Genomic DNA, 22,530 nt, shown 5'->3' on the forward strand with positions numbered 1-22,530 from the left:
ATGTCTACGACTGAAAACACCACCCCGACCGTGGGCGCCAAGGCACAGGCCCGGTTCGTCCGGATCACGCCGATGAAGGTCCGTCGCGTCGTCGACATGGTCCGTGGCAAGAACGTCCAAGAGGCGATCCACATCCTCACCTTCGCGCCGCAGGGTGCGAGTGAGCAGGTGCTGAAGACTCTCAAGAGCGCAGTCGCCAACGCCCGCCAGAAGGCGGACCAGGCGTCGGTCGCGTTCGACGAGCGTCTGCTGGTCGTCACCGAGGCGTATGTCGACGAAGGCCCGACCATGAAGCGTTTCCGTCCCCGTGCGCAGGGTCGCGCGAGCCGGATCCTGAAGCGGTCCAGCCACATCACGTTGTACGTTGCACAGCCCGAGCGAAAGGACGGTGGCCGGTAATGGGTCAGAAGGTCAACCCGAACGGTTTCCGTCTGGGCATCACGACGGACCACAAGAGCCGCTGGTTCGCCGACTCGGCCAAGCCGGGTCAGCGCTACCGCGACTACGTCAAGGAAGACGTTGCGATCCGCGGTCTGATGTCGACCGGCATGGAGCGCGCCGGCATCAGCAAGGTCGAGATCGAGCGCACCCGTGACCGCGTGCGTGTCGACATCCACACCGCTCGCCCGGGCATCGTCATCGGTCGCCGCGGCGCCGAGGCCGACCGCCTGCGTGGTGCGCTGGAGAAGCTCACCGGCAAGCAGGTTCAGCTGAACATCCTCGAGGTCAAGAACCCCGAGATCGACGCTCAGCTGGTCGCGCAGGGTATCGCCGAGCAGCTGTCGGCGCGCGTGAACTTCCGTCGCGCGATGCGCAAGGGCATGCAGACGGCCGAGCGCGCGGGTGCCAAGGGCATCCGAGTGATGGTCTCGGGTCGTCTGAATGGCGCCGAGATGAGCCGGACCGAGTTCTACCGCGAGGGTCGTGTGCCGCTGCACACGCTGCGCGCGAACATCGACTACGGCTTCTACGAGGCCCGCACCACCTTCGGCCGGATCGGCGTGAAGGTCTGGATCTACAAGGGTGACCTGACCGCCAAGGAGTTGGCGCGTGAGCAGGCTGCTGCACCGAGCCGTCCCGCACGTGGTGGTCGTCGTGACGACCGCCGTGGCGGCGCTGGCCCGCGTACCGGCGGCCGTCGCGATGCGGCTCCTCGCTCCGCCGAAGCTCCGGTCGAGGCACCGGTCGCCCAGGACGCCGTCGCTGCCGCCCCCGCGGGTGAAGCGACCAAGCAGGGAGAGCAAGCCTGATGTTGATTCCCCGTCGTGTGAAGCACCGCAAGCAGCACCACCCCAAGCGCGGTGGAGCCGCCAAGGGTGGCACCGCTGTGTCGTTCGGTGACTTCGGCCTCCAGGCTCTGGAGCCGGCATACGTCACCAACCGGCAGATCGAGTCCGCTCGTATTGCCATGACTCGCTACATGAAGCGTGGCGGAAAGGTCTGGATCAACATCTACCCGGACCGTCCGCTGACCAAGAAGCCGGCCGAAACTCGCATGGGTTCCGGTAAGGGCTCGCCCGAGTGGTGGGTCGCCAACGTCAAGCCGGGTCGGATCATGTTCGAACTGTCCGGTGTGTCCGAGGAAGTTGCTCGTGAGGCGTTGCGCCTGGCGATGCACAAGCTGCCGATGAAGTGCCGCTTCGTCGCGCGTGAAGGTGGTGACCTCTGATGGCAGTGGGTTCGAAGGACCTGACCGCAGCCAAGCTGCGTGAGATGGACGACCAGGCTCTGGCCGAGGAGCTCGGTAAGGGCAAGCAGGAGCTGTTCAACCTGCGTTTCCAGTCGGCCACCGGCCAGCTGGAGAACAACTCGCGGCTGCGCGCGGTCCGTAAGGACATCGCCCGCATCTACACCGAGTTGCGCGAGCGTGAGCTCGGCATCGGTCGTGCCGCGCAGGAGTCCGACGACGAGAAGGTCGGATCATGAGCGACGAAAGCAAGGAGCAGGGCGTGACCGAGGTGCAGGCTGCCAAGACCGAGCGCAACGACCGCAAGACCCGCCAGGGTTACGTGGTCAGCGACAAGATGACCAAGACCGTGGTCGTCGAGGTCGAGGACCGCGTCAAGCACGCGCTCTACGGCAAGGTGCAGCGCAAGACTGCTCGCGTGAAGGCTCACGACGAGCAGGACACCTGCGGCGTCGGTGACCGCGTCCTGATCATGGAGACTCGGCCGTTGTCGGCGCAGAAGCGCTGGCGTGTCGTCGAGATCCTCGAGAAGGCCAAGTAATCGTCCGTATGGCCATGACCGGGTCCGCCCGGGATCGGCATACGAACCACTGCGGTGACACCGTCACCGCAACTGAAACCACATCCGTTCCGCAAGGCTCGTCACAGGCGAGAACCAGTGAGACGACAGGAGAAGAAACGTGATCCAGCAGGAGTCGCGACTGCGCGTCGCCGACAACACCGGTGCCAAGGAAATCTTGTGCATCCGGGTTCTCGGTGGCTCGGGACGTCGCTACGCCGGCATCGGTGACACCATCGTGGCGACCGTCAAGGACGCCATCCCGGGCGGCAACGTCAAGAAGGGCGATGTCGTCAAGGCCGTTATCGTGCGTACCCGCAAGGAGAAGCGCCGTCCGGACGGCAGCTACATCAAGTTCGACGAGAACGCTGCGGTCCTTTTGAAGACCGACGGTGATCCTCGTGGCACGCGCATCTTCGGCCCGGTGGGCCGCGAGCTGCGTGACAAGAAGTTCATGAAGATCATCTCGCTCGCGCCGGAGGTGCTCTGAACATGGCAGGCAAGCCGAAGATGAAGATCAAGAAGAACGACCTGGTCCAGGTCATGTCCGGCAAGGACAAGGGCCTGCAGGGCAAGGTCATCTCGGTCGACCCCGAGCGCCGGCGTGTGCTGGTCCAGGGCGTCAACCGGATCACCAAGCACGTGAAGGCCGGCCAGCCCGGCGGCGGCGCCGGTGGCATCGAGGTCACCGAGGCTCCGATCCACGTGAGCAACGTGATGATCGTGGACCCCGAGACCAAGAAGCCGACCCGCATCCGCATCCGCGAGGAGCAGGTGGAGCGCGACGGTCGCACCAAGACCGTTCGTACCCGTGTTTCGGTGCGATCCGGAAAGGACCTCTGACATGACTGCGACCAGCACTGAGCAGGCCATGCCCCGTCTCAAGGAGCGCTACAACTCCGAGATCAAGGGCAAGCTGCAGGACGAGTTCAAGTTCGCCAACGTGATGCAGGTCCCGACGATGACCAAGGTCGTCGTCAACATGGGTGTCGGTGACGCCGCCCGTGACTCCAAGCTGATCGACGGCGCCATCAAGGACTTGGCTGCGATCACCGGCCAGAAGCCGGCCGTGACCAAGGCCCGCAAGTCCATCGCGCAGTTCAAGCTGCGCGAGGGTATGCCGATCGGCGCGCACACCACGCTGCGCGGCGACCGCATGTGGGAGTTCCTGGACCGTCTCGTGTCCATCGCACTGCCGCGCATCCGCGACTTCCGCGGCTTGTCGCCCAAGCAGTTCGACGGCAACGGCAACTACACGTTCGGTCTCACCGAGCAGTCGGTCTTCTACGAGATCGACCAGGACAAGATCGACCGCGTCCGCGGTATGGACATCACGGTCGTGACCACCGCGAGCACCGATGACGAGGGACGCGCTCTGCTGCGCCACCTCGGATTCCCCTTCAAGGAGAACTGATGGCCAAGAAGTCCCTGGTCAACAAGGCCAACAAGAAGCCGAAGTTCGCCGTGCGCGGTTACACCCGCTGCCAGCGCTGCGGACGTCCGCACTCGGTCTACCGCAAGTTCGGCCTGTGCCGGATCTGCCTGCGCGAGATGGCGCACGCCGGCGAACTGCCCGGCGTCACCAAGTCCAGCTGGTAGACGGCGTATGGCGAGAAGCCTCTCGCCATACCGGCTCGACCAGCACACCTGCATAAACCACGTAACAACTACACCGAAGGTCCGCAGGGCTCCGGCCAGCAGAAACCACGGTGAGAAGGGCAAGTGCCCACCATGACCATGACCGACCCGATCGCGGACATGCTGACCCGCGTGCGGAACGCCAACTCGGCGCACCACGAAGCGGCGACCATGCCGCACAGCAAGCTCAAGTCGCACATAGCCGAGATCCTCCAGGCGGAGGGTTACATCTCCGGCTTCCGCGTCGAGGGCGAGGGCGTCGACAAGACGCTCACCATCGATCTGAAGTACGGCCCCAACCGGGAGCGCTCCATCGCCGGCGTCCGCCGCGTGAGCAAGCCCGGCCTGCGGGTCTACGCCAAGTCCACCAACCTGCCGAAGGTTCTCGGCGGTCTCGGCGTTGCCATCCTTTCCACATCGTCCGGCCTGCTGACTGACAGGCAAGCGGCGAGCAAGGGCGTTGGCGGGGAAGTCCTCGCCTACGTCTGGTGACCCGGAACAGATAAGGAGATATACAGATGTCGCGTATTGGACGTCTTCCCGTTCCGGTGCCCAGCGGTGTCGAGGTGACCATCAACGGCCAGGCCGTTGCGGTCAAGGGCCCGAAGGGCCAGCTCGAGCTCACTGTGCCGGAGCCGATCACCGTCGCCAAGGGCGAAGACGGTGTGATCGACGTATCGCGCCCGAATGATGAGCGCGACGCGCGGTCCCGCCACGGCCTGACCCGCAGCCTCATCAACAACATGGTCGTCGGTGTGACCGATGGCTTCACCAAGAAGTTGGAGATCCACGGCACGGGTTACCGCGTGACTGCCAAGGGTTCGGACCTCGAGTTCGCACTCGGCTACAGCCACTCGATCCTGGTCAAGGCTCCCCAAGGGATCACCTTCGCGGTCGAGAACCCCACCCGGTTCTCGGTCAGCGGTGTCGACAAGCAGCAGGTCGGTGAGGTTGCCGCCAACATCCGCAAGCTGCGCAAGCCCGACCCGTACAAGGCAAAGGGTGTTCGCTATGAAGGCGAGCACATCCGCCGCAAGGTCGGAAAGGCTGGTAAGTAAGCCATGGCAAAGATTGTGAAGCGTTCCACGAGCAAGGCTGCGGCCCGTGCTCGGCGTCACTTCCGGTTGCGCAAGCGGGTGTCCGGCACCACGCAGCGCCCCCGCCTGGTCGTCAACCGCTCCTCGCGTCACGTGTTCGTGCAGGTCGTCGACGACACCGTCGGCAAGACCGTCGCGTCCGCGTCGACGATGGAAGCGGACCTGCGCGCACTCGACGGTGACAAGACCGCCAAGGCCCGCAGGGTCGGCGAGCTGGTCGCGGAGCGTGCGAAGGCAGCCGGCGTCGAGGCAGTGGTCTTCGACCGCGGCGGTAACAAGTACGCCGGTCGGGTCGCCGCCATCGCGGACGGCGCCCGGGAAGGTGGACTGACTCTCTGATGACTACGTTCAACGTCGAAATGAGGAAGCACTGATGCCTGGACCTCAGCGTCGAGGCGCTGCCGGAGCCGGCAGCAGCCCGAGTAACAACGAGAACAACAACCGTCGCGGCGGTCGGGACAACGACCGCGGTGGTCGCCGTGGTGGCGACGACCGCAACCAGTTCCTGGAGCGCGTCGTCACCATCAACCGTGTTTCCAAGGTTGTTAAGGGTGGTCGTCGCTTCAGCTTCACCGCGCTCGTGGTCGTCGGTGACGGCCAGGGGAGCGTTGGAGTCGGCTACGGCAAGGCCAAGGAAGTGCCGACCGCGATCGCCAAGGGTGTCGAGGAGGCCAAGAAGTCCTTCTTCCGCGTCCCGATGATCGGCGGCACCATCCCTCACTCGGTGCAGGGTGAGGCAGCAGCCGGCGTCGTCCTGCTGCGGCCGGCCAGCCCCGGTACCGGTGTCATCGCCGGTGGCCCGGTTCGCGCCGTGCTCGAGTGCGCCGGCATCCACGACGTGCTGTCCAAGTCGCTCGGCTCGGACAACGCGATCAACGTCGTGCACGCGACCGTCACCGCGCTCAAGAGCCTTGAGCGCCCCGAGGCCGTTGCTGCTCGCCGCGGGTTGCCGCTGGACCAGGTCGCGCCGGCACGCATGCGCTACGCGATGGCCGAGGCCACCGCTGCTGCGCAGGGCGACAAGGCAGGTGCCTGATGGCGAACACGTTGGTTGTGACGCAGATTCGTTCGGAGATCGGTGGCAAGCCGCAGCACCGGGAGACCTTGCGGTCCCTCGGCCTGAAGCGGATCGGTCACACGGTCGAGAAGCCGGACAGCCCGGAGTTCCGTGGCATGGTTCGCGCGGTCGCCCACCTGGTGACCGTTGAGGAGAAGTGATGGCTGAAGAGAAGACGCACGCACTGAAGGTGCACCACCTGCGTCCTGCCCCCGGCGCCAAGACCGCCAAGACCCGCGTGGGTCGCGGTGAAGGCTCGAAGGGCAAGACGGCCGGTCGAGGCACCAAGGGCACGAAGGCGCGCTACCAGGTGCGCGAAAGCTTTGAGGGTGGCCAGACGCCGATTCACATGCGGCTGCCGAAGTTGCGGGGTTTCAAGAACCCGTTCAAGATCACGTACCAGGTCGTGAACCTGGACAAGATCTCGGCGCTGTTCCCCGAGGGTGGCGACATCACCGTCGAGGACCTGGTCGCCAAGGGCGCGGTCCGCAAGGGCCAGCCGGTCAAGGTGCTGGGCACCGGCGAGATCACCGTCAAGGTGAACCTCTCCGTGCAGAAGTTCTCCGATTCGGCCAAGGACAAGGTCGAAGCGGCGGGCGGCACCCTGACCAGTGTCTGATCCGCACGAGTAGGCGCTCCGCGGGAACGACGGGACAACACGTCTCGTTGTTCCGGCGGGGCGCTTTGCGCAATCAGGCACAGGCCCCGTGGAGGGGCGACGAGGAACGAGTCGTCGCTCCGTGCGGGGCGCTTCTTGTACTCCCCAACGGCTCACCCGATGAGCCCGCCAGGTAATCTCTCGACAGCCAGCTCAACAGACGCCTGCACCGACCGGTGTGGGCCGATCGGCTCGATGGTCCCGCTTCGGGACCTGCCGACACTTGTCAGGCATACCTCCTCCCGCGGAGGTCCGCCCAGGAGGACTCACGTTGCTCAACGTCTTCGGCCGCGCGTTTCGCACGCCCGAGCTGCGGAACAAGATCTTGTTCACGCTGGCTATCGTCGCGGTGTTCCGGCTGGGCTCGCATGTCCCAGCGCCGGGCATCAACTACACCCAGGTTCAGGCCTGTCAGAAGGGCGCAGGACAGCAGTCGCTGCTAGGCCTGGCCAACCTCTTCTCCGGTGGCGCACTGCTGCAGCTGTCGATCTTCGCGCTGGGCATCATGCCCTACATCACCGCGACGATCATCGTGCAGTTGCTGACGGTGGTGATCCCGAAGTTCGAGCAGCTGAAGAAGGAAGGGCAGTCCGGCCAGACCAAGATGACGCAGTACACGCGTTATCTGACCATCGGACTGGCCATCCTGCAGTCCTCGACGCTGGTGACGGCGGTGCACAACAACCCGCAGTCGATCCTGGGAACCGGACCGGCCTGCGCGAACATCATGACCGACGGCGCGATGCCGACGCTGATCATCATGGTGCTGACCTTCACGGCCGGCACGGGCCTGATCATGTGGCTCGGTGAGCAGGTCACCGAGAAGGGCGTCGGCCAGGGCATGTCGATCCTGATTCTGGTCTCCGTTGCGGCCCGGGTGCCCTCGGAGATCTGGTCGATCCACAACCAGGGCTGGGGCAAGTTCTTCGTCGTGGTCCTGATGGGCCTGGTCATCCTGACCATCGTGGTTTACGTCGAGAACTCCATCCGCCGCTTGCCGGTGCAATACGCCAAGCGGATGATCGGTCGGCGGATGTATGGCGGGACGTCGACCTACATCCCGCTCAAGGTCAACATGGCCAACGTGATCCCGATCATCTTCGCCAGCTCGTTGCTGTCGTTGCCGGTGATGGTCGCGCAGTTCACCAACCCGCAGGGCGGCACCAAGGCTCCGTCCGGCTGGGCCGAGTGGATCTTCAACAACCTCGGCAAGAGCGACCACCCGTCATACATGGTCGTCTACACGCTGCTCAACGTGTTCTTCACGTTCTTCTACGTCTCGATCACCTACCAGCCCGATGAGGTCGCGGACGGCTTGAAGCAGTCCGGCTCGTTCATCCCCGGCGTGCGTGCGGGTAAGGCGACCTCGAAGTACATCAACTACGTGCTCTCTCGGATCACTGTCGGCGGCGCGATCTACCTGGCGATCATCGCCCTGATCCCGTTGATCGCGCTGGCCCTGGTGGGGACCAACCAGAACTTCCCGTTCGGTGGCGCCTCCATCATCATCCTCGTAGGTGTCGGTCTCGATACCGTCAAGCAGATCAACTCCAAGCTGCAGCAGCATCACTACGAAGGGTTCCTGAGATAAATGCGCCTCATAATTCTGGGTCCGCCTGGTGCGGGCAAGGGCACGCAAGCCGAGCGGATCACCGAATCACGAGGCGTACCCCACATCTCGACCGGAGACATCTTCCGGGACAACATTCGGCGTGAGACGCCGCTCGGCAAGCAGGTCAAGGGAATCCTCGACGCCGGCGGTTATGTCACGGACGAGATCACCAACCAGATCGTGGCCGACCGACTGGCCGAGGATGATGCGCAGAGCGGATTCCTGCTCGATGGTTACCCGCGGACCGTCATACAGGTCGAGGCATTGGACGCGCTGCTCTCCGGTTGGGGACACCAGCTGGACGCTGTCCTGGAGCTGCAGGTCGACGAGCAGGAGCTCGTCGCCCGGTTGGTGAAGCGCGCCGAGACGAGCGGGCGCACGGATGACACCGAAGACGTCATCCGCGAGCGCCAGCGCATCTACCGCGAGGAAACCGCGCCACTGGTGCGGATCTACTCCGAGCGCAACGTCGTCGTCCCGATCGACGGCGTCGGCGACCTGGACCAGGTGACGGCGCGCATCAGCGCTGCGCTGGACGGACTCACGAGCGCGTGATCTTCGGCCGGGAGCGTTTGCCGGTCAAGACGACGGAGCAGATCCTGCTCATGCGGCGGGCCGGGCTCGTCGTCGGTGAGTGCTTGGAGTTGCTCGGCGAGTCGACTCATGCCGGGATGACAACCCGTGATCTCGACACCATCGCCGAGGAATTCATCCGCGGCCACGGTGGCACGCCGAGTTTCCTCGGCTACTACGGCTTTCCCGGCACGTTGTGCGTCTCGGTCAATGACGAGGTTGTGCACGGGATCCCGGGTGAGCGGGTGCTGCAGGACGGCGACCTGGTGTCGATCGACTGCGGCGCGATCGTGGCGGGCTGGCACGGCGACGCCGCGATCACGGTGGTCGTCGGTGGGGACGCCGCCGCGCGGGAGGCGGACCTGCAGCTGTCGGCCGCGACCCGACGTGCCCTGTGGGCCGGGATCGGGGCACTTCGCCCCGGAATCGGCATCTACGACATCGGCGGCGTCATCGAGGACTCGGTGCAGAGCAGCGGCCACACGGACGGCCGCGAGTACGGCATCCTCGACGGCTACACCGGCCACGGCATCGGCACCGAGATGCACATGGAGCCAACGGTCTACAACGAACGGGTTCGCCCGCACGGTCCGCAGGTGCGAACCGGCGCCACCGTTGCTGTGGAACCGATGCTGACGCTCGGCACCCACGAGTCGCACGAGCTTGCCGACGAATGGACCGTTGTCACGAACGACGGTGCGCGCGCCGCGCATTGGGAGCACACTGTTGCAGTGACCGACGGGGGCCTCTGGGTGCTGACTGCAGTTGACGGGGGAGCCGTCGAGCTCGACAGGGTAGGTGCGACATGCGCACCGATCGAGTAGCCGAACACAAACAAGGGGAAACGAATGACCGACGCCTCGAATGACGAGACCGAACCGGACGACACCTCGGATCGTCACCCTGACGGTTGGGCTGCCTGGAACCAGGATGAGGGCGATGCCCCCAAGCCCGGAAAGCGGCCGATGACGTCAGCCGAGCAGCAGGAAGCCGGCGACGAAACGCGCCAACCGTGAGCTGAGTCGCGAACCCTCGGAAATGGGAGGGGTTCGCCGATTTGGGGGCTGCGGGTCGACGGGTAGACTGACCTGTCGGGTCTGGAGTGTCTGCTTGCCCAGGCACGGTCCACTGCCATCCGCTTCGGGGGTTTTTCCACTGAGTGTGGTCGGAGTGTGTCCGGGCGTGGGCATTCTGCACGTCATACCCGATGCCAGCAGGGGCATTCTCAACCGGAGAGTGTCTCGCCGAGAAATCAGTTAGGAAGGCATGGCCAAGAAGGACGGTGTCATCGAGATCGAGGGCACGATCGTCGAGGCCCTCCCGAACGCAATGTTTCGGGTGGAGCTGACCAACGGTCACAAAGTGCTCGCGCACATCTCCGGCAAGATGCGACAGCACTACATCCGGATCCTCCCCGAGGACCGCGTAGTGGTGGAGCTGAGCCCGTATGACCTGACCCGTGGCCGGATCGTCTTCCGCTACCGCTGATTCGTCGGCACAGTTCGCAACCGCCACCGCTTCGCGCGGTGGCCCGACTTCAAGACAAAAGGTGCGATGAAGGTCCAGCCGAGCGTCAAGAAGATTTGCGACAAGTGCAAGGTGATCCGCCGTAACGGTCGGGTCATGGTGATCTGTGAGAACGCTCGCCACAAGCAGCGTCAGGGCTGACCACCTGCACGACTCGCGTCTTCCATTCGGACGCAAGAAGTGAACAACTGAAAATCCTTTCGATTCGCGTGATCCTTACTTCACGTCAGATCCTTGACGTGGACGTCACCCCGGGCGCAGAGGCCCGGGACCCAGCAAACCAGCCACTCCGGCTGACGCGGGACCGATCACGCACCAGACCTCTGCGAGACAACAGGAGAAATGCCTGATGGCACGCTTGATTGGTGTCGACCTGCCGCGCGAGAAGCGCGTCGAGGTTGCACTTACTTACATTTTCGGCGTCGGGAAAACCCGCGCCGCTGAAGCGCTGGCAGCTACCAGCGTCAGCCCGGATACTCGTGTCCGCGACCTCTCCGAAGACGAAATCGTCAAGCTGCGTGAATTCCTCGAGGGCAGTTTCCGCCTCGAAGGTGACCTGCGGCGTGAGATCGCCTCCGACATTCGCCGCAAGGTCGAGATCGGTTCCTACCAGGGCCTGCGCCACCGCCGGGGTCTGCCCGTGCACGGCCAGCGCACCAAGACCAACGCTCGCACCCGCAAGGGTCCCAAGCGCACGGTCGCCGGTAAGAAGAAGGCCAAGTAATCCCTTTTCGGGACACAACTCTCACCCAACGTCTTTAGTTTTCAGGAGAATTCATGCCTCCCAAGAGCCGTACGGCTTCCGGCGCCAAAAAGGTGCGCCGCAAGGAGAAGAAGAACGTCGCTGCGGGCCACGCATACATCCGCAGCACGTTCAACAACACGATCGTCTCGATCACCGACCCCACCGGTGCCGTCATTGCCTGGGCCTCGGCCGGACAGGTCGGCTTCAAGGGTTCGCGCAAGTCGACCCCGTATGCCGCCCAGATGGCTGCCGAAGCCGCCGCGCGTCGCGCGATGGACCACGGCATGCGCAAGGTCGAGGTCTTCGTCAAGGGCCCGGGTTCGGGCCGCGAGACCGCCATCCGTTCGCTGGCCGCTGCAGGCCTCGAGGTCGGAGCAATCTCCGACGTCACCCCGCAGCCGCACAACGGTGTCCGCCAGCCCAAGCGTCGTAGCTGAGCGACCAGACCTTCCTAAGGAGATTTGACCATGGCCCGTTACACCGGCCCGATCACCAAGAAGTCGCGTCGTCTCAAGACCGACCTCGTCGGTGGCGACAAGAACTTCGAAATGCGTCCGTTCCCGCCCGGCCAGCACGGCCGCGGCCGGGTGCAGGAGAAGGAATACCTCACCCAGTTGCAGGAGAAGCAGAAGGCTCGCTTCACCTACGGCGTGATGGAGAAGCAGTTCGTCCGCTACTACAAGGAATCAGCTCGTCGCCCCGGCAAGACCGGTGAGAACCTGTTGGTCATCCTCGAGACGCGCCTGGACAGCGTCATCTACCGCGCCGGCCTGGCTCGTACCCGCCGCGCCGCCCGCCAGATGGTGACTCACGGTCACTTCGAGGTGAACGGCAAGCGCGTCGACGTTCCGTCATACCGCGTGGAGCAGTACGACATCATCACCGTCCGCAAGCAGTCCCGGGAGAAGTTCCCGGTGCAGCTGGCTCGCGAGACCTTCGGTGAGCGTCAGCCTCCGGCCTGGATGCACGTTGTCCCCGAGACGCTGCAGATCCTGATCCACTCGCTCCCGACGCGCGAGCAGATCGACATTGCGCTCACCGAGCAGCTGATCGTCGAGTTGTACTCCAAGAACTGACGCTCCTGCGTCCCGTCGTTCTTGTTCGTACGACTCGCCGCTCAGCTGCCTGAGTTCTTTGGCTACGGCTCCTCGCCGGCCGAGCCGCCGGGAGGAGCGAGCAAGCTCGCTCCTCCCGGCGACCGGCCTGGTCGTCGCCTTCGCGCCGGTCGGCTTGTCGTTCGGGCAAGTTGGTTGGGGCGGTCACTCGGCGAGACCGACAACTTAATAACGAGAAGCGAATACAGAGTCGCTTCTCGGTTCTCACCGGGCCTCATATAGCGGTGGTCCGTGGAAAGGAAATGAACAGTGCTTATCGCACAGCGCCCCTCTCTGAGCGAAGACGTTGTCTCCGACAACCGCTCGCGTTTCGTCATCGAGCCCCTGGAGCCGGGTTTCGGCTACACGCTCGGCAACTCACTGCGTCGCACCCTGCTCTCGAGCATCCCGGGCGCCGCGGTCACCAGCCTGCGCATCGACGGTGTGCAGCACGAGTTCTCCACGATCCCCGGGGTCAAGGAGGACGTCACCGAAATCATCCTGAACGTCAAGGGTCTGGTCGTCTCCTCGGAGCACGACGAGCCGGTCGTCATGTACCTGCGCAAGCAGGGCGCCGGTGAGGTCACCGCCGCGGACATCGCGCCGCCGGCCGGTGTCGAGGTGCACAACCCCGACCTGCACATCGCGACCCTGAACGACAAGGGCAAGATCGAGATGGAGCTAACCGTCGAGCGCGGTCGCGGCTACGTCTCGGCGCAGCAGAACAAGTCGGCCGACCACGAGATCGGCCGCATCCCGGTCGACTCGATCTACTCGCCGGTGCTTGCAGTGACCTACAAGGTCGAGGCGACCCGTGTCGAGCAGCGCACCGACTTCGACAAACTGATCGTCGACGTGGAGACCAAGAACGCCATCGCTCCGCGCGATGCCATGGCCTCCGCCGGTAAGACGCTGGTCGAGCTGTTCGGCCTGGCCCGCGAGCTCAACGTCGAGGCCGAGGGCATCGACATGGGCCCGAGCCCGACCGACGCGGCCCTAGCAGCCGACCTGGCGCTGCCGATCGAGGACCTGGACCTGACCGTTCGCTCCTACAACTGCCTCAAGCGCGAGGGCATCCACACCGTGGGTGAGCTCGTCGGACGCAGCGAGGCAGACCTGCTGGACATCCGCAACTTCGGTGCGAAGTCCATCGACGAGGTCAAGGACAAGCTGGTCGAGATGGGCCTGCAGCTCAAGGACAGCCCTCCCGGGTTCGACGCGAGCGCCATCGCGGACCGCTACGACGACGAGGACGCCGACGGCAGCTTCGCCGAAGACGAGCAGTACTGAGCAACCGCCACCCTGGGGGAAGATTCGTACCTCATCTTGCCCCATCCAGTCCTGATGGCCGTCCTTCGGCCGGGCTGCAAAGCTAGCTGAATCGCGTTGCAGGACAACGTGATTCGACATACAAGGAGAATTCATGCCTACCCCAACAAAGGGACCCCGTCTCGGTGGCGGGCCTGCGCACGAGCGGCTGATCCTGGCCAACCTGGCGCAGTCGCTCTTCGAGCACGACCGGATCACCACGACCGAGGCGAAGGCCAAGCGCCTGCGCCCGCTCGCGGAGCGTCTGGTGACGTTCGCCAAGCGCGGTGACCTGCACGCCCGTCGCCGGGTGATGACCGTCATCCATGACAAGGGTGTCGTGCACCGTCTCTTCACCGAGATCGCGCCGGACATGACCGACCGTCAGGGTGGTTACACCCGGATCACCAAGATCGGTCCCCGTAAGGGCGACAACGCGCCGATGGCTGTGATCGAGCTCGTTCGTGAGCCCGTCAACGCCAAGCCGAAGCGCGCGGTCGTCGCCGAGGCCGAGGCCGCTACCAAGCGCTCGGTCAAGGAAGACGCCGCTGCGGACGCGTCCACCGAGGAGTCCGCCGAGGGCAAGTTCGGCGCCGAGTCGGCCGCCCCGCTCGAGGGTGGCGCGTCGCCCGACGCCGAGAAGTTCACGGTCAAGGGCAACGAGGACTCGATGAAGTACCACGTGCCCGGTTCGCGTTGGTATGACGCAACCGTCGCCGAGGTCTGGTTCACGACCGCCGAGGCTGCTGCTGCGGCCGGCTTCGCGCCGGCCGGCGGCGAGGCTGCTCAGCAGGTCGAGGCGGATGACGCCGAGGCCACCGAGGCTGACGACGCCGAGGCTGGCGACGCCGAGGGCTCCGACAAGGAGTAGTTCCTCGCAAGACAACGGGATGGCCCGGATCCGCGCAAGCGGCTCCGGGCCATCCCGTTGTGTATGGCGCCCTCGACTTTGCCCACGTTCCTTCTCTATTGCTGACTGACGGCGGCCAGCCGGTCCCGGTCGAAGACCTTCGCCAGCGGGAACAACGCGAGCAGGAGGAGGACGGGCACGGCATACCCGAGGCGCAGTGACCCCGTGCCGATCGCGCCGGTGAGGACCGAGCCGATCAGGGCGCCGACGTAATTGAACTGGTTGAACCGCGCGATGACAGCGTCGGTGCGGGCTCGTGCAGTGTCCGGGTCGAGGTCACCACCGCCACGTGCCAGTGTTGCCGCCGCGGAGTACGACAGGGGTGCGACGACGGCGATGCCGGCGCCCAGCACGAGGAAGCCGACTATCCCCACGGGCCAGGAGGGCGCGGCGACCACCACGACGAGCCCGACGATCGCGACGGCGGCGCCGCTGCTGAGCAACCGGGTGGCGCCGATGCTGTCGGTGAGCCGATCGCCGGCCATCCGGGCACCGAGCGACGCCACCAGATAGGGCAGGGTGGCGAGCGCGACCAGCCCGCTGGGCGCGTGCAGGGTGTGGTCGAAGTAGACCGATCCCCACGTGGTCGACGCGGTGTCGACGGTGTAGAAGATCACGCAGGCAGCGCCGACGAGAAGGATAGGGCGCCACGGAATGCCTTCCGCCGCCTCAGGATTGGGTGCAGAGCCGGAGCCGGGCAGGAAGCGTGCGAAGCCGACGACGAGCGGTAACAGTGCAAGCCCACACGACAACACCGCGATGGACGCATGCGGCAGCGCGAGGGTGACCAGCGTGCCGGCGATACCGCCGGCAGTCCAGGCGCCGTGGAACGACGGCAGCACCGTCCGCTTCACCTGGTGCTCGAGCGACACGGCCTGCATGTTGGTGGTCGCGTCCACCATGCCGAGGCACCCGCCGTAGATCGCCAGCCCGGCAGCCAGGATCGGGATGTTCGGAGCGTTGGAGCTGATGATCAGCGCGACGACGATCCCGAGCAGGCCGGTCCGCAGCACGATCGCGCTGCCGCGTCGCGGAGCGACCTTCTCGGCGAGCAGCGAGCCGCAGCCGGCGAGCAGCACGATCATCAGCATGAGCAGGGTGAGGCCCAACTGTGAGATGCCCCAATGGTCTTCGAACTTCGGCAGGCGCGTCGTCAGCGACAGGAAAACGCAACCCTGCGCGAAGTAGGCCGCCGCGATGGCGGCACGGGGCGAGTAGCTCACGTTCGGCATCCTGGCACGCATACGCCGTTCACGGGCGGTATTGGACGATTGACCATGTTCGCCGGTGGATAGGCTTTGAGCATGCGGCTGCGGATCGACTTCGGGTATGACGGCACCGACTTCTCCGGCTGGGCCGCGCAACCCGGTCGCCGCACCGTGGAGCAGTTGCTCTCCGAAGCGCTGGGCACGATCCTGCGCTGCGAGCCGCCGAAGCTGACGATCGCCGGTCGCACCGACGCAGGTGTCCATGCACGCGGCGCGGTCTGTCACGTCGACATAGACGAGCAGGCGTATGACGCCCTCCCGGCGCGCTCCTCACGCAGCCCGGCGGAAGCGGCGGTCGTGCGACTCGATGGTGTGTTGCCCGGCGACGTGGTGGTGCACCGGGTCGCGCCGGCCGCGCCGGGGTTCGACGCACGATTCTCCGCGGTGTCCCGTCGCTACAGCTATCGGCTGCTGGACGACCCGTCCGCCGCGGATCCGGTTCGCCGTCGTGACACGGTCGTCGTCCGCAGCCCGTTGGACGTCGGCGCCATGAACGCCGCAGCGCGGAAACTGGTGGGGTTGCAAGACTTTGCGGCATTCTGCAAGAAGCGGGAGGGCGCGACGACAGTGCGCACGCTGCTGGACTACCGCTGGCAGCGCGACGCCGATGGCGTCCTGGTCGGCACCGTGCTGGCCGACGCCTTCTGCCACTCGATGGTCCGCTCGCTCGTGGGCGCGGTGGTCCCGGTCGGGGCGGGGCGACGTACCGAAGACTGGCCCGCAGAAGTGCTGACCGCTCGGCGGCGCCATCCGGCGCTCAAGGTGATGCCGCCGCACGGGCTGTGCCTGGAGGAGGTCAGCTACCCGGCGGACGACGAGCTGGCGGCGCGGGCCGCGGCATCGCGCACGGTCCGCGTGCTGCCGTTGGAGTAGTTGCCCGCGGAGTGAACGGCCGGCAGGTTGCCGCGCACGAAGCGGCCGACCTCCCGCATGGCTGCGGCAGCTTCGGGCACCCATGACGCGGCGGCCTGGAAGACATGCACCTGTCCGGTCCAGATCTGTAGTTGCGTCGGCACTCCGGCGGCGGCCAGTCGGTCGGCCATCACCTCCGCGTCGGGCCGCAGGATCTCGCGCGAACCCATCTGGATCAGCACCGGTGGCAGGCCGCGTAGGTCGGCGTCGATCGGGCAGATGCGGTCGCCCTCCGCCTCGTGTGCGTCGTCGACGTGGGACACCAACTGCTGCAGTGCGCGGCAGGCGCGGACGGTGAAAAGGTCGCACTTCTCGCGGTGCGGGCTGGCTTCCTTGCGCTTGACGTCGAGGTCGAGCAGCGGCGACATACCGGTGATCGACGCCGGCATCGGTAGTTGCTCGTCGCGCAGCGCGAGCGCAACGGCGAAGGCGAGGTAGCCGCCGGCGGAGTCGCCGACGATGCTGATCCGGTCGGCGGCGTAACCCTGGTCGAGCAACCACTGGTAACCGGCCAGGCAGTCTCCGACCATGCCTTCGATGGTGACTTCGGGCAGCATGCGGAAGTTGACGTTGAGCACGGGCACCCGGCAGGTGCGGGACGTGGCGGCGACCAACCGGCGGTGCGATGCCAGGCTGCAGACAATGAACGCGCCACCGTGCAGGTAGAGGACCGCGCCGTCGTCGCGAGCACGCGGGGCGCGAACCCACTCCGCATCGCACGGCCCGAGCTGGACGGTATCGACGGTGGTGCCGTTCGGGAGCGCGAGCCGGTCGGCGGTGCGATCCATGACGCGGGACAGTCTGGACAGGCCCGGCGCGTAACTCCAGGCGTTGAGGGCCGGTTTGGCCACTGACCGCATCCCACCGGCGAGTGCGGCGGAACGCCTGCTGGTGCGTGGGAACTTCTTGCGCAGCACCGTCACACGGGCGCGTTCGGACCGAGCAGGCGACGTCATACCGGGTCCTCCATCGTATTTTTCAGTGGTCCATCAGGTGAAGTGCCTCTGTCCAGAGCCTTACCCTAGGCCTACGGTGGCGTAACCAGGGTGACCGTGATCGGAGAGGCGGAGAACGCATGCCAGGGATGGGACCGGTCGATTCGGGCTTCCTGCTGATCGAGTCACGCGAACACCCGATGCATGTCGGCGGCTTGCAGCTCTTCACCGTGCCCGACGGCGAGTCACCGACCTGGGTGCGTGATCAGCTGACCGTCGAAAGCGACCAGATCAGCCCGCGCTTTCGGCTGAAGCCCAAGGATCCGGTGGGCCTGCTGGGCAACTTCCGCTGGTCGGTCGACCAGCACCTCGACATCGATCACCACATCCGGCGATCCGCTGTGCCGGGGCCGCACCGACTGCGTGAGCTCTTCGAATTGACATCGCGGTGGCAAGGCTCGCTGCTTGATCGGCACCGGCCACTGTGGGAGGCGCACGTCGTCGAGGGCCTCGAGGACGGGCGCGTCGCGGTCTTCTCCAAGATCCACCACGCGTTGGTCGACGGCGTGTCGGCGCTGCACCTGATGCAACAGGCCTGCAGCGCGGACCCCAACGCGATGGACTGTATGCCGCCCTACGCGTTGCCGTCGGCTCATGTCGAGGGAACCGTTTCCGGTAAGAGCCCGGGGCTCGGCATACCGAATCCCGCCGCGTTGCTGCGCAGCGGCCTCGACCTGGCGGGCGAGCTCGCGACCATCGGACCCAATTCGCTGAAGGTCGCCTACCGGTCGTTGCGTGACACGGGGTTGACCACGCCGTTCGACGCACCGCGCACCATCCTCAACGGCAGGATCGGCGGCTCGCGCCGGTTCGTGGCGCAGAGCTTCGACATCAACCGCTTCCGGCAGGTGGCGAAGTCCAGCGACGTGTCCTTCAACGACGTCGTCCTCGCCGTGTGCGGCGGTGCGCTCCGTCGTTATCTCGCCGAGCTCGACGAGTTGCCGGACCGGTCCCTCACCGCAATGTGTCCGGTCAACCTGCGCGACGAGTCCAGTGAGGTCGGCGGCAACCAGATCGGCGCGATGATCTCGACCCTCGGCACCGACGTCGACGACCCGTTGGAGCGGCTCGAGGACGTCCATGAGTCGACGGCAGCGGCGAAGCAGACCATGCGCGAGCTCAGCCCCCTTCAGCTGCTGCTCATGTCGGGTTACAACGTCGCCGGCCTCGGGTTGTCGATGCTGCCGACATACAGTCTGGGCGGCCGGCCGCCGTTCAACGTCATCATCTCCAACGTGCCCGGACCGCGAAAGCAGTTGTATTTCAACGGTGCTCACCTCGAAGGCACCTACCCGGCGTCGATCCCTGTCGACGGTATGGCGATGAACATCACCCTGGTCACGTATGACGACCAGGTCGACTTCGGCATCACCGCCTGCCGGCAGAGCGCGCCATCGGTGCAGCGGATGATCCACCATCTCGAGGACTCGCTCGCCGAGCTGGAGCAGGCCACGGCCTGACGGTCAGCCGACGCGGATGGTGGCGTCCTGCGTCACGCCGTTGACGGTGACCCGGAGCGTCGCCGTGCCGTGCCGCAGGCCGGTCAGGGTGCCGGTCGCGGGGTCGAAGGACACGACCGCCGGCCCGTGCGTCGTGCCCATCCGCACGCCGCTGCCGCCCCATTCGGCGCTGACCGGCCAGGCGACCGGGACCTTGCGGGTCTCGTCCTGGCCGATCGTCGCGGTCGCTTTCCCCGTCGCGCCGACGGCCAGCGTCGCGGGTGCGGAGAGGTTCAGCGTGTCGACCCGGGCGTGAGTTTGGACGCGCAGCCATTGCAGCCGGGCGCCCGGCTCCGGCACCGTGCCGACCCGACCGGCGGCAGGGTCGATGCCCAGCATCGTCCAGCCGGTGAAACCGCCCTGCTCCGGTGAACCGCTCGGCGTCTTGCCGGAGTTGCCGTTGGTCACGCGGGTTACGCCGTCGGCGGAGTCGGTGTAGAAGATGCCGACGTGGCCGTTGACCTGGGCGATCGACTTGCCGCTGGTGGCGGTGAACTGCGCCAGGCTGCGCCCGAGCGCCGCTGCCTCGTAGCGGTCGCCGAGCTGGGATGCCTTGTCCGGCTGCGGGTCGTCGACCGGGTGGTGGTTGAAGACGAGCACACCGATGATCCGCGGGTTTCGTGCCGCGTCGGCGAGCTGTGACTCGAGCATCCGCAGCTGGTCGGTCGAACCGCCGGGGTGCAAGGTGCCCGACGACGAGTCGAGCGTGATGATCCTCGTCCGGCCCAGATCGCGATGGCCCGAGGTGGCACCGAAGACGGACTCGAAGTTGCTGATCGGGCCGCCCATCACCTCATGGTTGCCGGGCACGTAGATGTAAGGGAGCTTCGTGCCGATCTCCTCGTCGAGGATCTTCTTGGCGAACGCGATGTCAGCCGGGGAGGCTTCGTCGACGAGGTCGCCGTCGATGACCAGCAGGTCCGGTTTGGACGCAACGATCTCGCGCAGGGCGCGGCGGCCCGCCGCCACGATCGGCGAGTTGGGGTCGCGCGCGACGAACTGGGTGTCGCTCATCACCGCGATCCGCTGTGGGCTGCCGTCGGTGTTGCCGTTCGTGACCACAGCTGGATCGGTCGGCCACGGAGCGTCGGGCAATGTGACCTCGGGTGGGACCTGTGCGGTCAGCCCGGCGACCGCGAGTTGGTCGGAGTAGCTCGCGTCCGAGCGGGTCTCCATGAAGCGAATCCTGGTCAGCGTCAGTGGGTATGGCGTGCCTGCCGGCACCGGGAAGCGCACCTGCTGCCAGCCGTCCCAGGTGACTATCGGGTTGCTCGCTCCTTGCTCCGGATCCAGGTTCGTCGTGGTGCCGTCGCCCTTGGTGACCATCAGCCGCGGCCATTCGCCCTTGCCGTTGCCCTTGATCCACATGGACAACGCCTGCGGCTGACCCGGGACCGAGATCGGTGCGGGCGGCACGGCATACGCACCACGAGTGGCGGTGGTGGTGCCGAAGTCGAAGTCCAGGGCGAGACCCGTGCTGCCGTCCGGCCCGTCGGTCGGGCTCACCGAGCCGCCGGCGCGGTCCGCCGCGAAGGTCCACGATGATGCGTCGGAGAAGTCGGCCAGGGTTGTTTCGTCATACCCGACGGTGACCGGAACGGTCAGGTCGTGGCCCGCCACGGTGAAGGTGATCGTCGTCGAGACCTTCGCGCTCTGGGCCTTGACCGTGAACCCGGCGGCGCCGTCGGCGGTGACGGTGATGCCGTCTCCCGCGCGGACTCGTACGTCGCGCGTCTCGACCGGGACCGTGAATCCGTCGGCATCCGCCGCGGTCAGGGACAGCTTGCCGGTGTCGTTCGCCGACGGGATCGACAGCACAGTATCGGACGGTATGACGCGAGATACCTTGCCGTGCACCGTGATTGGGACAGAGGCGTTGTCGCGACCGGAGCGGAACGTGACGTATGCCGCGCCGGTGGCGCGGCCGCGTACGACGGTCTCCCCAGAGTTGCTGGAGACCTGCTCGAGGACGCGCCCCGGGGTGGCGGTGAAGTGCCCACCACCGGCGGCCGGCCCGAAGTCGGCTGCGAGACGCGTCCCGTGCACCGTGCGACTCAGGCCGATGAGGGTGTCGGTGGCGCCGTCGGCGGTCAAGCCGGCTGCCGGCTGCAGGTCGGGGCGCACCGCGACACCGGCGGCGGATCCTTTCGCCGTGGAGCGGAAGACGAGTGCGTTGGAGACGTGCCGCTCGGAGCCGTCGGACGGGCGTCCCACGACGGTCAGGTCTTTCGTGCCGGCGGGGCGCGCGACCATGTCGGTCGATCCGCCGCCGTCCAGGTTGACGGCGTTCCAGGCGCCGAGGTCGTCCATGAAGCCGGCGAGTTCCTGGATCGTCATACCGTGGCTGTCGCCCTGGCGCCCGTCGAGGCTGACGACCCACAGCCGGCTGCCGTCCTTGCTGACGCCGATGGCGGTGCGTGCCGCAGTGACCTCGTCGTCGGTCGTCTTCTTGCCTTCTGCGAGCAGGCGCTGGCTGCCACCGACTGCCAGGTCCACGGAGGCGTTCGCCTTGACCGTGACGTCGACGTGAGCGCCGACCTCGAGCGAGGCGAGCTGCGCCGTCGCCGTGCCGCGCGCGACGAGCACGGAGCTGCCGTCCGGTATGTCGGCAGTCTTGTCGAGTGCGGACCGGTCGTCACTGACAGCAGTGACGACGCCCTTACTGACGGTCACGACGCGGACCGATTCGGTCTTGCCGATGAGCCGCCCGATCGGATAAGTGCCCCACAGTGTGGTGAAGAGTCCAACCGAATCTGCTTGGAACGTAGGCGAATTCACCGCGGCAACCTTTGTGGTGGTTCCGTCGGCGGTGAGCGTTGCGGCGGACATCAGCTCGCGGATGGCGGCCTTGCCGTTGGTCAGCGTGAACGCCTGGCGCGGCGTCGACCCGGCGTTGTGCACCGCGCCGTCCGCGATGTCGGTGCCGACCGGGGCGTCGGAGGCGTTCATGTCGTAGTAGTCGCCGTTGACGGCAGCGACGACGTTCGGCTGGTCGGCGAACTGGCTCACCGGGGCATTCGCACCCGAGACTGCGCCACCGTCGGACAAGCCGAGGGAGAGCGACGGGGTGTTGAGGTCGGCGGTCATCACCTTGCCGGTGACCCAGCCGCCGGGTTGCAGCCGCTGGAACGCCGTCAGGTCCAGGCCGGGTGCGACAGCGGTGGTGCGCTGGCGCAGGTAGACCGAGTCGGCGCCGTTCAGCCCGGCAAGATCGTCGGTGTGGGCGGGGAGGCCCGGAACGGCAGGTGGTTCGCCGCCGCGGCGACCGGTGCTGTGGCCGGTGCCGCAGCGGCCGAGCCGACCGGCGCCAGCAGCGAACCCGTGATGAGGGCGGCAGTGGCGATCCCGACCAGCGCGTGGAAGGGGCGGGTGGGCAATAGGGACCTGTGAC

At 66.2% G+C, this 22,530-nt stretch carries 32 protein-coding genes; 28 read left to right on the top strand and 4 right to left on the bottom strand.

Translation table 11 applies throughout. The features are described from left to right. The 26 genes from rplV (at window position 1) to rplQ (ending at window position 14,426) form a co-directional block, all read left to right on the top strand. Window positions 1–399, top strand: a complete 399-nt coding sequence (rplV, locus tag ACFQDH_RS08990; RefSeq protein ID WP_382400487.1) for a 50S ribosomal protein L22 — start codon at window positions 1–3, stop codon at window positions 397–399. After that, window positions 399–1,250, top strand: a complete 852-nt coding sequence (rpsC, locus tag ACFQDH_RS08995; protein ID WP_382400489.1) for a 30S ribosomal protein S3 — start codon at window positions 399–401, stop codon at window positions 1,248–1,250. The genes rplV and rpsC overlap by 1 nt, the downstream gene beginning before the upstream one ends. Beyond that, complete coding sequence (gene rplP / locus ACFQDH_RS09000) at window positions 1,250–1,669, top strand: 50S ribosomal protein L16 (protein WP_382400491.1); 420 nt, start codon at window positions 1,250–1,252, stop codon at window positions 1,667–1,669. The genes rpsC and rplP overlap by 1 nt, the downstream gene beginning before the upstream one ends. Beyond that, window positions 1,669–1,926 (top strand): 50S ribosomal protein L29, encoded by a 258-nt coding sequence (gene rpmC / locus ACFQDH_RS09005; protein ID WP_382400493.1) that lies wholly within the window; start codon window positions 1,669–1,671, stop codon window positions 1,924–1,926. Before rplP ends, rpmC begins: the two co-directional genes overlap by 1 nt. Then, the gene (rpsQ, locus tag ACFQDH_RS09010) at window positions 1,923–2,228 is read left to right on the top strand and encodes a 30S ribosomal protein S17 (protein WP_382400495.1); all 306 of its coding nucleotides are present in this window, start codon (window positions 1,923–1,925) and stop codon (window positions 2,226–2,228) included. The genes rpmC and rpsQ overlap by 4 nt, the downstream gene beginning before the upstream one ends. Before the next feature lie 139 nt (window positions 2,229–2,367). Then, window positions 2,368–2,736, top strand: a complete 369-nt coding sequence (gene rplN / locus ACFQDH_RS09015) for a 50S ribosomal protein L14 (protein ID WP_382400497.1) — start codon at window positions 2,368–2,370, stop codon at window positions 2,734–2,736. Between the two features lie 2 nt (window positions 2,737–2,738). Then, window positions 2,739–3,089 carry a 50S ribosomal protein L24 gene (gene rplX, locus ACFQDH_RS09020; RefSeq protein WP_382400499.1) on the top strand — a complete coding sequence of 117 codons (351 nt, stop codon included), beginning with the start codon at window positions 2,739–2,741 and terminating at the stop codon, window positions 3,087–3,089. A gap of 1 nt (window position 3,090) precedes the next feature. Beyond that, a complete protein-coding gene (gene rplE / locus ACFQDH_RS09025) occupies window positions 3,091–3,660 on the top strand; it encodes a 50S ribosomal protein L5 (protein ID WP_382400501.1) in 570 nt (189 codons plus the stop codon). Further along, window positions 3,660–3,845 carry a type Z 30S ribosomal protein S14 gene (locus ACFQDH_RS09030; protein ID WP_382400503.1) on the top strand — a complete coding sequence of 62 codons (186 nt, stop codon included), beginning with the start codon at window positions 3,660–3,662 and terminating at the stop codon, window positions 3,843–3,845. Before rplE ends, ACFQDH_RS09030 begins: the two co-directional genes overlap by 1 nt. A gap of 132 nt (window positions 3,846–3,977) precedes the next feature. Further along, window positions 3,978–4,376 (top strand): 30S ribosomal protein S8, encoded by a 399-nt coding sequence (gene rpsH / locus ACFQDH_RS09035; protein ID WP_382400505.1) that lies wholly within the window; start codon window positions 3,978–3,980, stop codon window positions 4,374–4,376. Window positions 4,377–4,402: 26 nt separating this feature from the next. Then, entirely contained in the window at window positions 4,403–4,942 is a 540-nt protein-coding gene (gene rplF / locus ACFQDH_RS09040; protein ID WP_382400507.1) for a 50S ribosomal protein L6, read from the top strand. Window positions 4,943–4,945: 3 nt separating this feature from the next. Continuing rightward, a complete protein-coding gene (rplR, locus tag ACFQDH_RS09045; protein ID WP_382400509.1) occupies window positions 4,946–5,320 on the top strand; it encodes a 50S ribosomal protein L18 in 375 nt (124 codons plus the stop codon). A gap of 34 nt (window positions 5,321–5,354) precedes the next feature. After that, window positions 5,355–6,017 (top strand): 30S ribosomal protein S5, encoded by a 663-nt coding sequence (rpsE, locus tag ACFQDH_RS09050; protein ID WP_382400511.1) that lies wholly within the window; start codon window positions 5,355–5,357, stop codon window positions 6,015–6,017. Beyond that, the gene (gene rpmD / locus ACFQDH_RS09055; protein WP_188839002.1) at window positions 6,017–6,199 is read left to right on the top strand and encodes a 50S ribosomal protein L30; all 183 of its coding nucleotides are present in this window, start codon (window positions 6,017–6,019) and stop codon (window positions 6,197–6,199) included. The genes rpsE and rpmD overlap by 1 nt, the downstream gene beginning before the upstream one ends. Continuing rightward, a complete protein-coding gene (gene rplO / locus ACFQDH_RS09060) occupies window positions 6,199–6,657 on the top strand; it encodes a 50S ribosomal protein L15 (RefSeq protein WP_382400514.1) in 459 nt (152 codons plus the stop codon). The genes rpmD and rplO overlap by 1 nt, the downstream gene beginning before the upstream one ends. A gap of 310 nt (window positions 6,658–6,967) precedes the next feature. After that, window positions 6,968–8,287 (top strand): preprotein translocase subunit SecY, encoded by a 1,320-nt coding sequence (secY, locus tag ACFQDH_RS09065; protein ID WP_382400516.1) that lies wholly within the window; start codon window positions 6,968–6,970, stop codon window positions 8,285–8,287. Next, complete coding sequence (locus ACFQDH_RS09070) at window positions 8,288–8,863, top strand: adenylate kinase (protein WP_382400518.1); 576 nt, start codon at window positions 8,288–8,290, stop codon at window positions 8,861–8,863. Continuing rightward, window positions 8,860–9,705, top strand: a complete 846-nt coding sequence (map, locus tag ACFQDH_RS09075; RefSeq protein WP_382400520.1) for a type I methionyl aminopeptidase — start codon at window positions 8,860–8,862, stop codon at window positions 9,703–9,705. The genes ACFQDH_RS09070 and map overlap by 4 nt, the downstream gene beginning before the upstream one ends. A gap of 24 nt (window positions 9,706–9,729) precedes the next feature. Further along, a complete protein-coding gene (locus tag ACFQDH_RS09080) occupies window positions 9,730–9,897 on the top strand; it encodes a hypothetical protein (RefSeq protein ID WP_382400522.1) in 168 nt (55 codons plus the stop codon). 250 nt (window positions 9,898–10,147) lie between these two features. Then, window positions 10,148–10,369: a translation initiation factor IF-1 gene (gene infA, locus ACFQDH_RS09085; RefSeq protein WP_006946284.1), complete on the top strand. Its 222-nt coding sequence runs from the start codon at window positions 10,148–10,150 to the stop codon at window positions 10,367–10,369. A gap of 66 nt (window positions 10,370–10,435) precedes the next feature. Next, window positions 10,436–10,549 (top strand): 50S ribosomal protein L36, encoded by a 114-nt coding sequence (gene rpmJ / locus ACFQDH_RS09090; RefSeq protein WP_019286332.1) that lies wholly within the window; start codon window positions 10,436–10,438, stop codon window positions 10,547–10,549. Between the two features lie 208 nt (window positions 10,550–10,757). Further along, a complete protein-coding gene (rpsM, locus tag ACFQDH_RS09095) occupies window positions 10,758–11,132 on the top strand; it encodes a 30S ribosomal protein S13 (RefSeq protein WP_382400525.1) in 375 nt (124 codons plus the stop codon). Window positions 11,133–11,185: 53 nt separating this feature from the next. Next, window positions 11,186–11,590 carry a 30S ribosomal protein S11 gene (rpsK, locus tag ACFQDH_RS09100; protein WP_382400527.1) on the top strand — a complete coding sequence of 135 codons (405 nt, stop codon included), beginning with the start codon at window positions 11,186–11,188 and terminating at the stop codon, window positions 11,588–11,590. 30 nt (window positions 11,591–11,620) lie between these two features. Beyond that, a complete protein-coding gene (rpsD, locus tag ACFQDH_RS09105) occupies window positions 11,621–12,229 on the top strand; it encodes a 30S ribosomal protein S4 (RefSeq protein ID WP_382400529.1) in 609 nt (202 codons plus the stop codon). Window positions 12,230–12,517: 288 nt separating this feature from the next. Continuing rightward, complete coding sequence (locus ACFQDH_RS09110) at window positions 12,518–13,537, top strand: DNA-directed RNA polymerase subunit alpha (RefSeq protein ID WP_382400531.1); 1,020 nt, start codon at window positions 12,518–12,520, stop codon at window positions 13,535–13,537. A 133-nt stretch (window positions 13,538–13,670) separates the two neighbouring features. Beyond that, window positions 13,671–14,426 carry a 50S ribosomal protein L17, sunset domain variant gene (gene rplQ, locus ACFQDH_RS09115; protein ID WP_382400533.1) on the top strand — a complete coding sequence of 252 codons (756 nt, stop codon included), beginning with the start codon at window positions 13,671–13,673 and terminating at the stop codon, window positions 14,424–14,426. 95 nt (window positions 14,427–14,521) lie between these two features. Here rplQ and ACFQDH_RS09120 read toward each other — a convergent pair whose 3' ends face one another. After that, entirely contained in the window at window positions 14,522–15,688 is a 1,167-nt protein-coding gene (locus ACFQDH_RS09120; protein ID WP_382400535.1) for an MFS transporter, read from the bottom strand. An 81-nt stretch (window positions 15,689–15,769) separates the two neighbouring features. Here ACFQDH_RS09120 and truA point away from each other — a divergent pair, with 81 nt between their 5' ends. Then, complete coding sequence (gene truA / locus ACFQDH_RS09125) at window positions 15,770–16,606, top strand: tRNA pseudouridine(38-40) synthase TruA (protein ID WP_382400537.1); 837 nt, start codon at window positions 15,770–15,772, stop codon at window positions 16,604–16,606. On the opposite strand, the gene ACFQDH_RS09130 is transcribed toward truA, so the two are convergent. Then, window positions 16,534–17,601 carry an alpha/beta hydrolase gene (locus tag ACFQDH_RS09130; RefSeq protein ID WP_382400539.1) on the bottom strand — a complete coding sequence of 356 codons (1,068 nt, stop codon included), beginning with the start codon at window positions 17,599–17,601 and terminating at the stop codon, window positions 16,534–16,536. The genes truA and ACFQDH_RS09130 overlap by 73 nt on opposite strands. A 119-nt stretch (window positions 17,602–17,720) precedes the next feature. On the opposite strand from ACFQDH_RS09130, the gene ACFQDH_RS09135 reads away from it, so the two are divergent. Beyond that, window positions 17,721–19,100 carry a WS/DGAT/MGAT family O-acyltransferase gene (locus ACFQDH_RS09135; RefSeq protein WP_382400541.1) on the top strand — a complete coding sequence of 460 codons (1,380 nt, stop codon included), beginning with the start codon at window positions 17,721–17,723 and terminating at the stop codon, window positions 19,098–19,100. Between the two features lie 3 nt (window positions 19,101–19,103). On the opposite strand, the gene ACFQDH_RS09140 is transcribed toward ACFQDH_RS09135, so the two are convergent. Both ACFQDH_RS09140 and ACFQDH_RS09145 read right to left on the bottom strand, forming a co-directional pair. After that, the gene (locus ACFQDH_RS09140) at window positions 19,104–22,226 is read right to left on the bottom strand and encodes a phosphodiester glycosidase family protein (protein ID WP_382400543.1); all 3,123 of its coding nucleotides are present in this window, start codon (window positions 22,224–22,226) and stop codon (window positions 19,104–19,106) included. A gap of 110 nt (window positions 22,227–22,336) precedes the next feature. Then, window positions 22,337–22,516: a hypothetical protein gene (locus ACFQDH_RS09145; RefSeq protein WP_382400545.1), complete on the bottom strand. Its 180-nt coding sequence runs from the start codon at window positions 22,514–22,516 to the stop codon at window positions 22,337–22,339. Window positions 22,517–22,530: the final 14 nt, after the last annotated feature.

The sequence above is a fragment of the Flexivirga alba genome, from assembly GCF_042661025.1.
GTDB lineage: Bacteria > Actinomycetota > Actinomycetes > Actinomycetales > Dermatophilaceae > Flexivirga > Flexivirga alba.

Bases quoted from the DNA above. Each gene is read 5' to 3' on its own strand.
- truA (WP_382400537.1), top strand. From the start codon at position 15,770: ATGCGGCTGCGGATCGACTTCGGGTATGACGGCACCGACTTCTCCGGC.
- rplR (WP_382400509.1), top strand. From the start codon at position 4,946: ATGGCAAAGATTGTGAAGCGTTCCACGAGCAAGGCTGCGGCCCGTGCT.
- rpmD (WP_188839002.1), top strand. From the start codon at position 6,017: ATGGCGAACACGTTGGTTGTGACGCAGATTCGTTCGGAGATCGGTGGC.
- ACFQDH_RS09070 (WP_382400518.1), top strand. From the start codon at position 8,288: ATGCGCCTCATAATTCTGGGTCCGCCTGGTGCGGGCAAGGGCACGCAA.
- ACFQDH_RS09135 (WP_382400541.1), top strand. From the start codon at position 17,721: ATGCCAGGGATGGGACCGGTCGATTCGGGCTTCCTGCTGATCGAGTCA.
- rpsK (WP_382400527.1), top strand. From the start codon at position 11,186: ATGCCTCCCAAGAGCCGTACGGCTTCCGGCGCCAAAAAGGTGCGCCGC.
- rplV (WP_382400487.1), top strand. From the start codon at position 1: ATGTCTACGACTGAAAACACCACCCCGACCGTGGGCGCCAAGGCACAG.
- rplQ (WP_382400533.1), top strand. From the start codon at position 13,671: ATGCCTACCCCAACAAAGGGACCCCGTCTCGGTGGCGGGCCTGCGCAC.
- rplF (WP_382400507.1), top strand. From the start codon at position 4,403: ATGTCGCGTATTGGACGTCTTCCCGTTCCGGTGCCCAGCGGTGTCGAG.
- rplE (WP_382400501.1), top strand. From the start codon at position 3,091: ATGACTGCGACCAGCACTGAGCAGGCCATGCCCCGTCTCAAGGAGCGC.
- rpsD (WP_382400529.1), top strand. From the start codon at position 11,621: ATGGCCCGTTACACCGGCCCGATCACCAAGAAGTCGCGTCGTCTCAAG.
- rpsC (WP_382400489.1), top strand. From the start codon at position 399: ATGGGTCAGAAGGTCAACCCGAACGGTTTCCGTCTGGGCATCACGACG.
- rplP (WP_382400491.1), top strand. From the start codon at position 1,250: ATGTTGATTCCCCGTCGTGTGAAGCACCGCAAGCAGCACCACCCCAAG.
- ACFQDH_RS09130 (WP_382400539.1), bottom strand. From the start codon at position 17,601: ATGACGTCGCCTGCTCGGTCCGAACGCGCCCGTGTGACGGTGCTGCGC.
- ACFQDH_RS09140 (WP_382400543.1), bottom strand. From the start codon at position 22,226: ATGACCGCCGACCTCAACACCCCGTCGCTCTCCCTCGGCTTGTCCGAC.
- rpsM (WP_382400525.1), top strand. From the start codon at position 10,758: ATGGCACGCTTGATTGGTGTCGACCTGCCGCGCGAGAAGCGCGTCGAG.
- rplO (WP_382400514.1), top strand. From the start codon at position 6,199: ATGGCTGAAGAGAAGACGCACGCACTGAAGGTGCACCACCTGCGTCCT.
- ACFQDH_RS09030 (WP_382400503.1), top strand. From the start codon at position 3,660: ATGGCCAAGAAGTCCCTGGTCAACAAGGCCAACAAGAAGCCGAAGTTC.
- rplX (WP_382400499.1), top strand. From the start codon at position 2,739: ATGGCAGGCAAGCCGAAGATGAAGATCAAGAAGAACGACCTGGTCCAG.
- rpsQ (WP_382400495.1), top strand. From the start codon at position 1,923: ATGAGCGACGAAAGCAAGGAGCAGGGCGTGACCGAGGTGCAGGCTGCC.
- rpmJ (WP_019286332.1), top strand. From the start codon at position 10,436: ATGAAGGTCCAGCCGAGCGTCAAGAAGATTTGCGACAAGTGCAAGGTG.
- rpsH (WP_382400505.1), top strand. From the start codon at position 3,978: ATGACCATGACCGACCCGATCGCGGACATGCTGACCCGCGTGCGGAAC.
- rpmC (WP_382400493.1), top strand. From the start codon at position 1,669: ATGGCAGTGGGTTCGAAGGACCTGACCGCAGCCAAGCTGCGTGAGATG.
- ACFQDH_RS09080 (WP_382400522.1), top strand. From the start codon at position 9,730: ATGACCGACGCCTCGAATGACGAGACCGAACCGGACGACACCTCGGAT.
- infA (WP_006946284.1), top strand. From the start codon at position 10,148: ATGGCCAAGAAGGACGGTGTCATCGAGATCGAGGGCACGATCGTCGAG.
- rpsE (WP_382400511.1), top strand. From the start codon at position 5,355: ATGCCTGGACCTCAGCGTCGAGGCGCTGCCGGAGCCGGCAGCAGCCCG.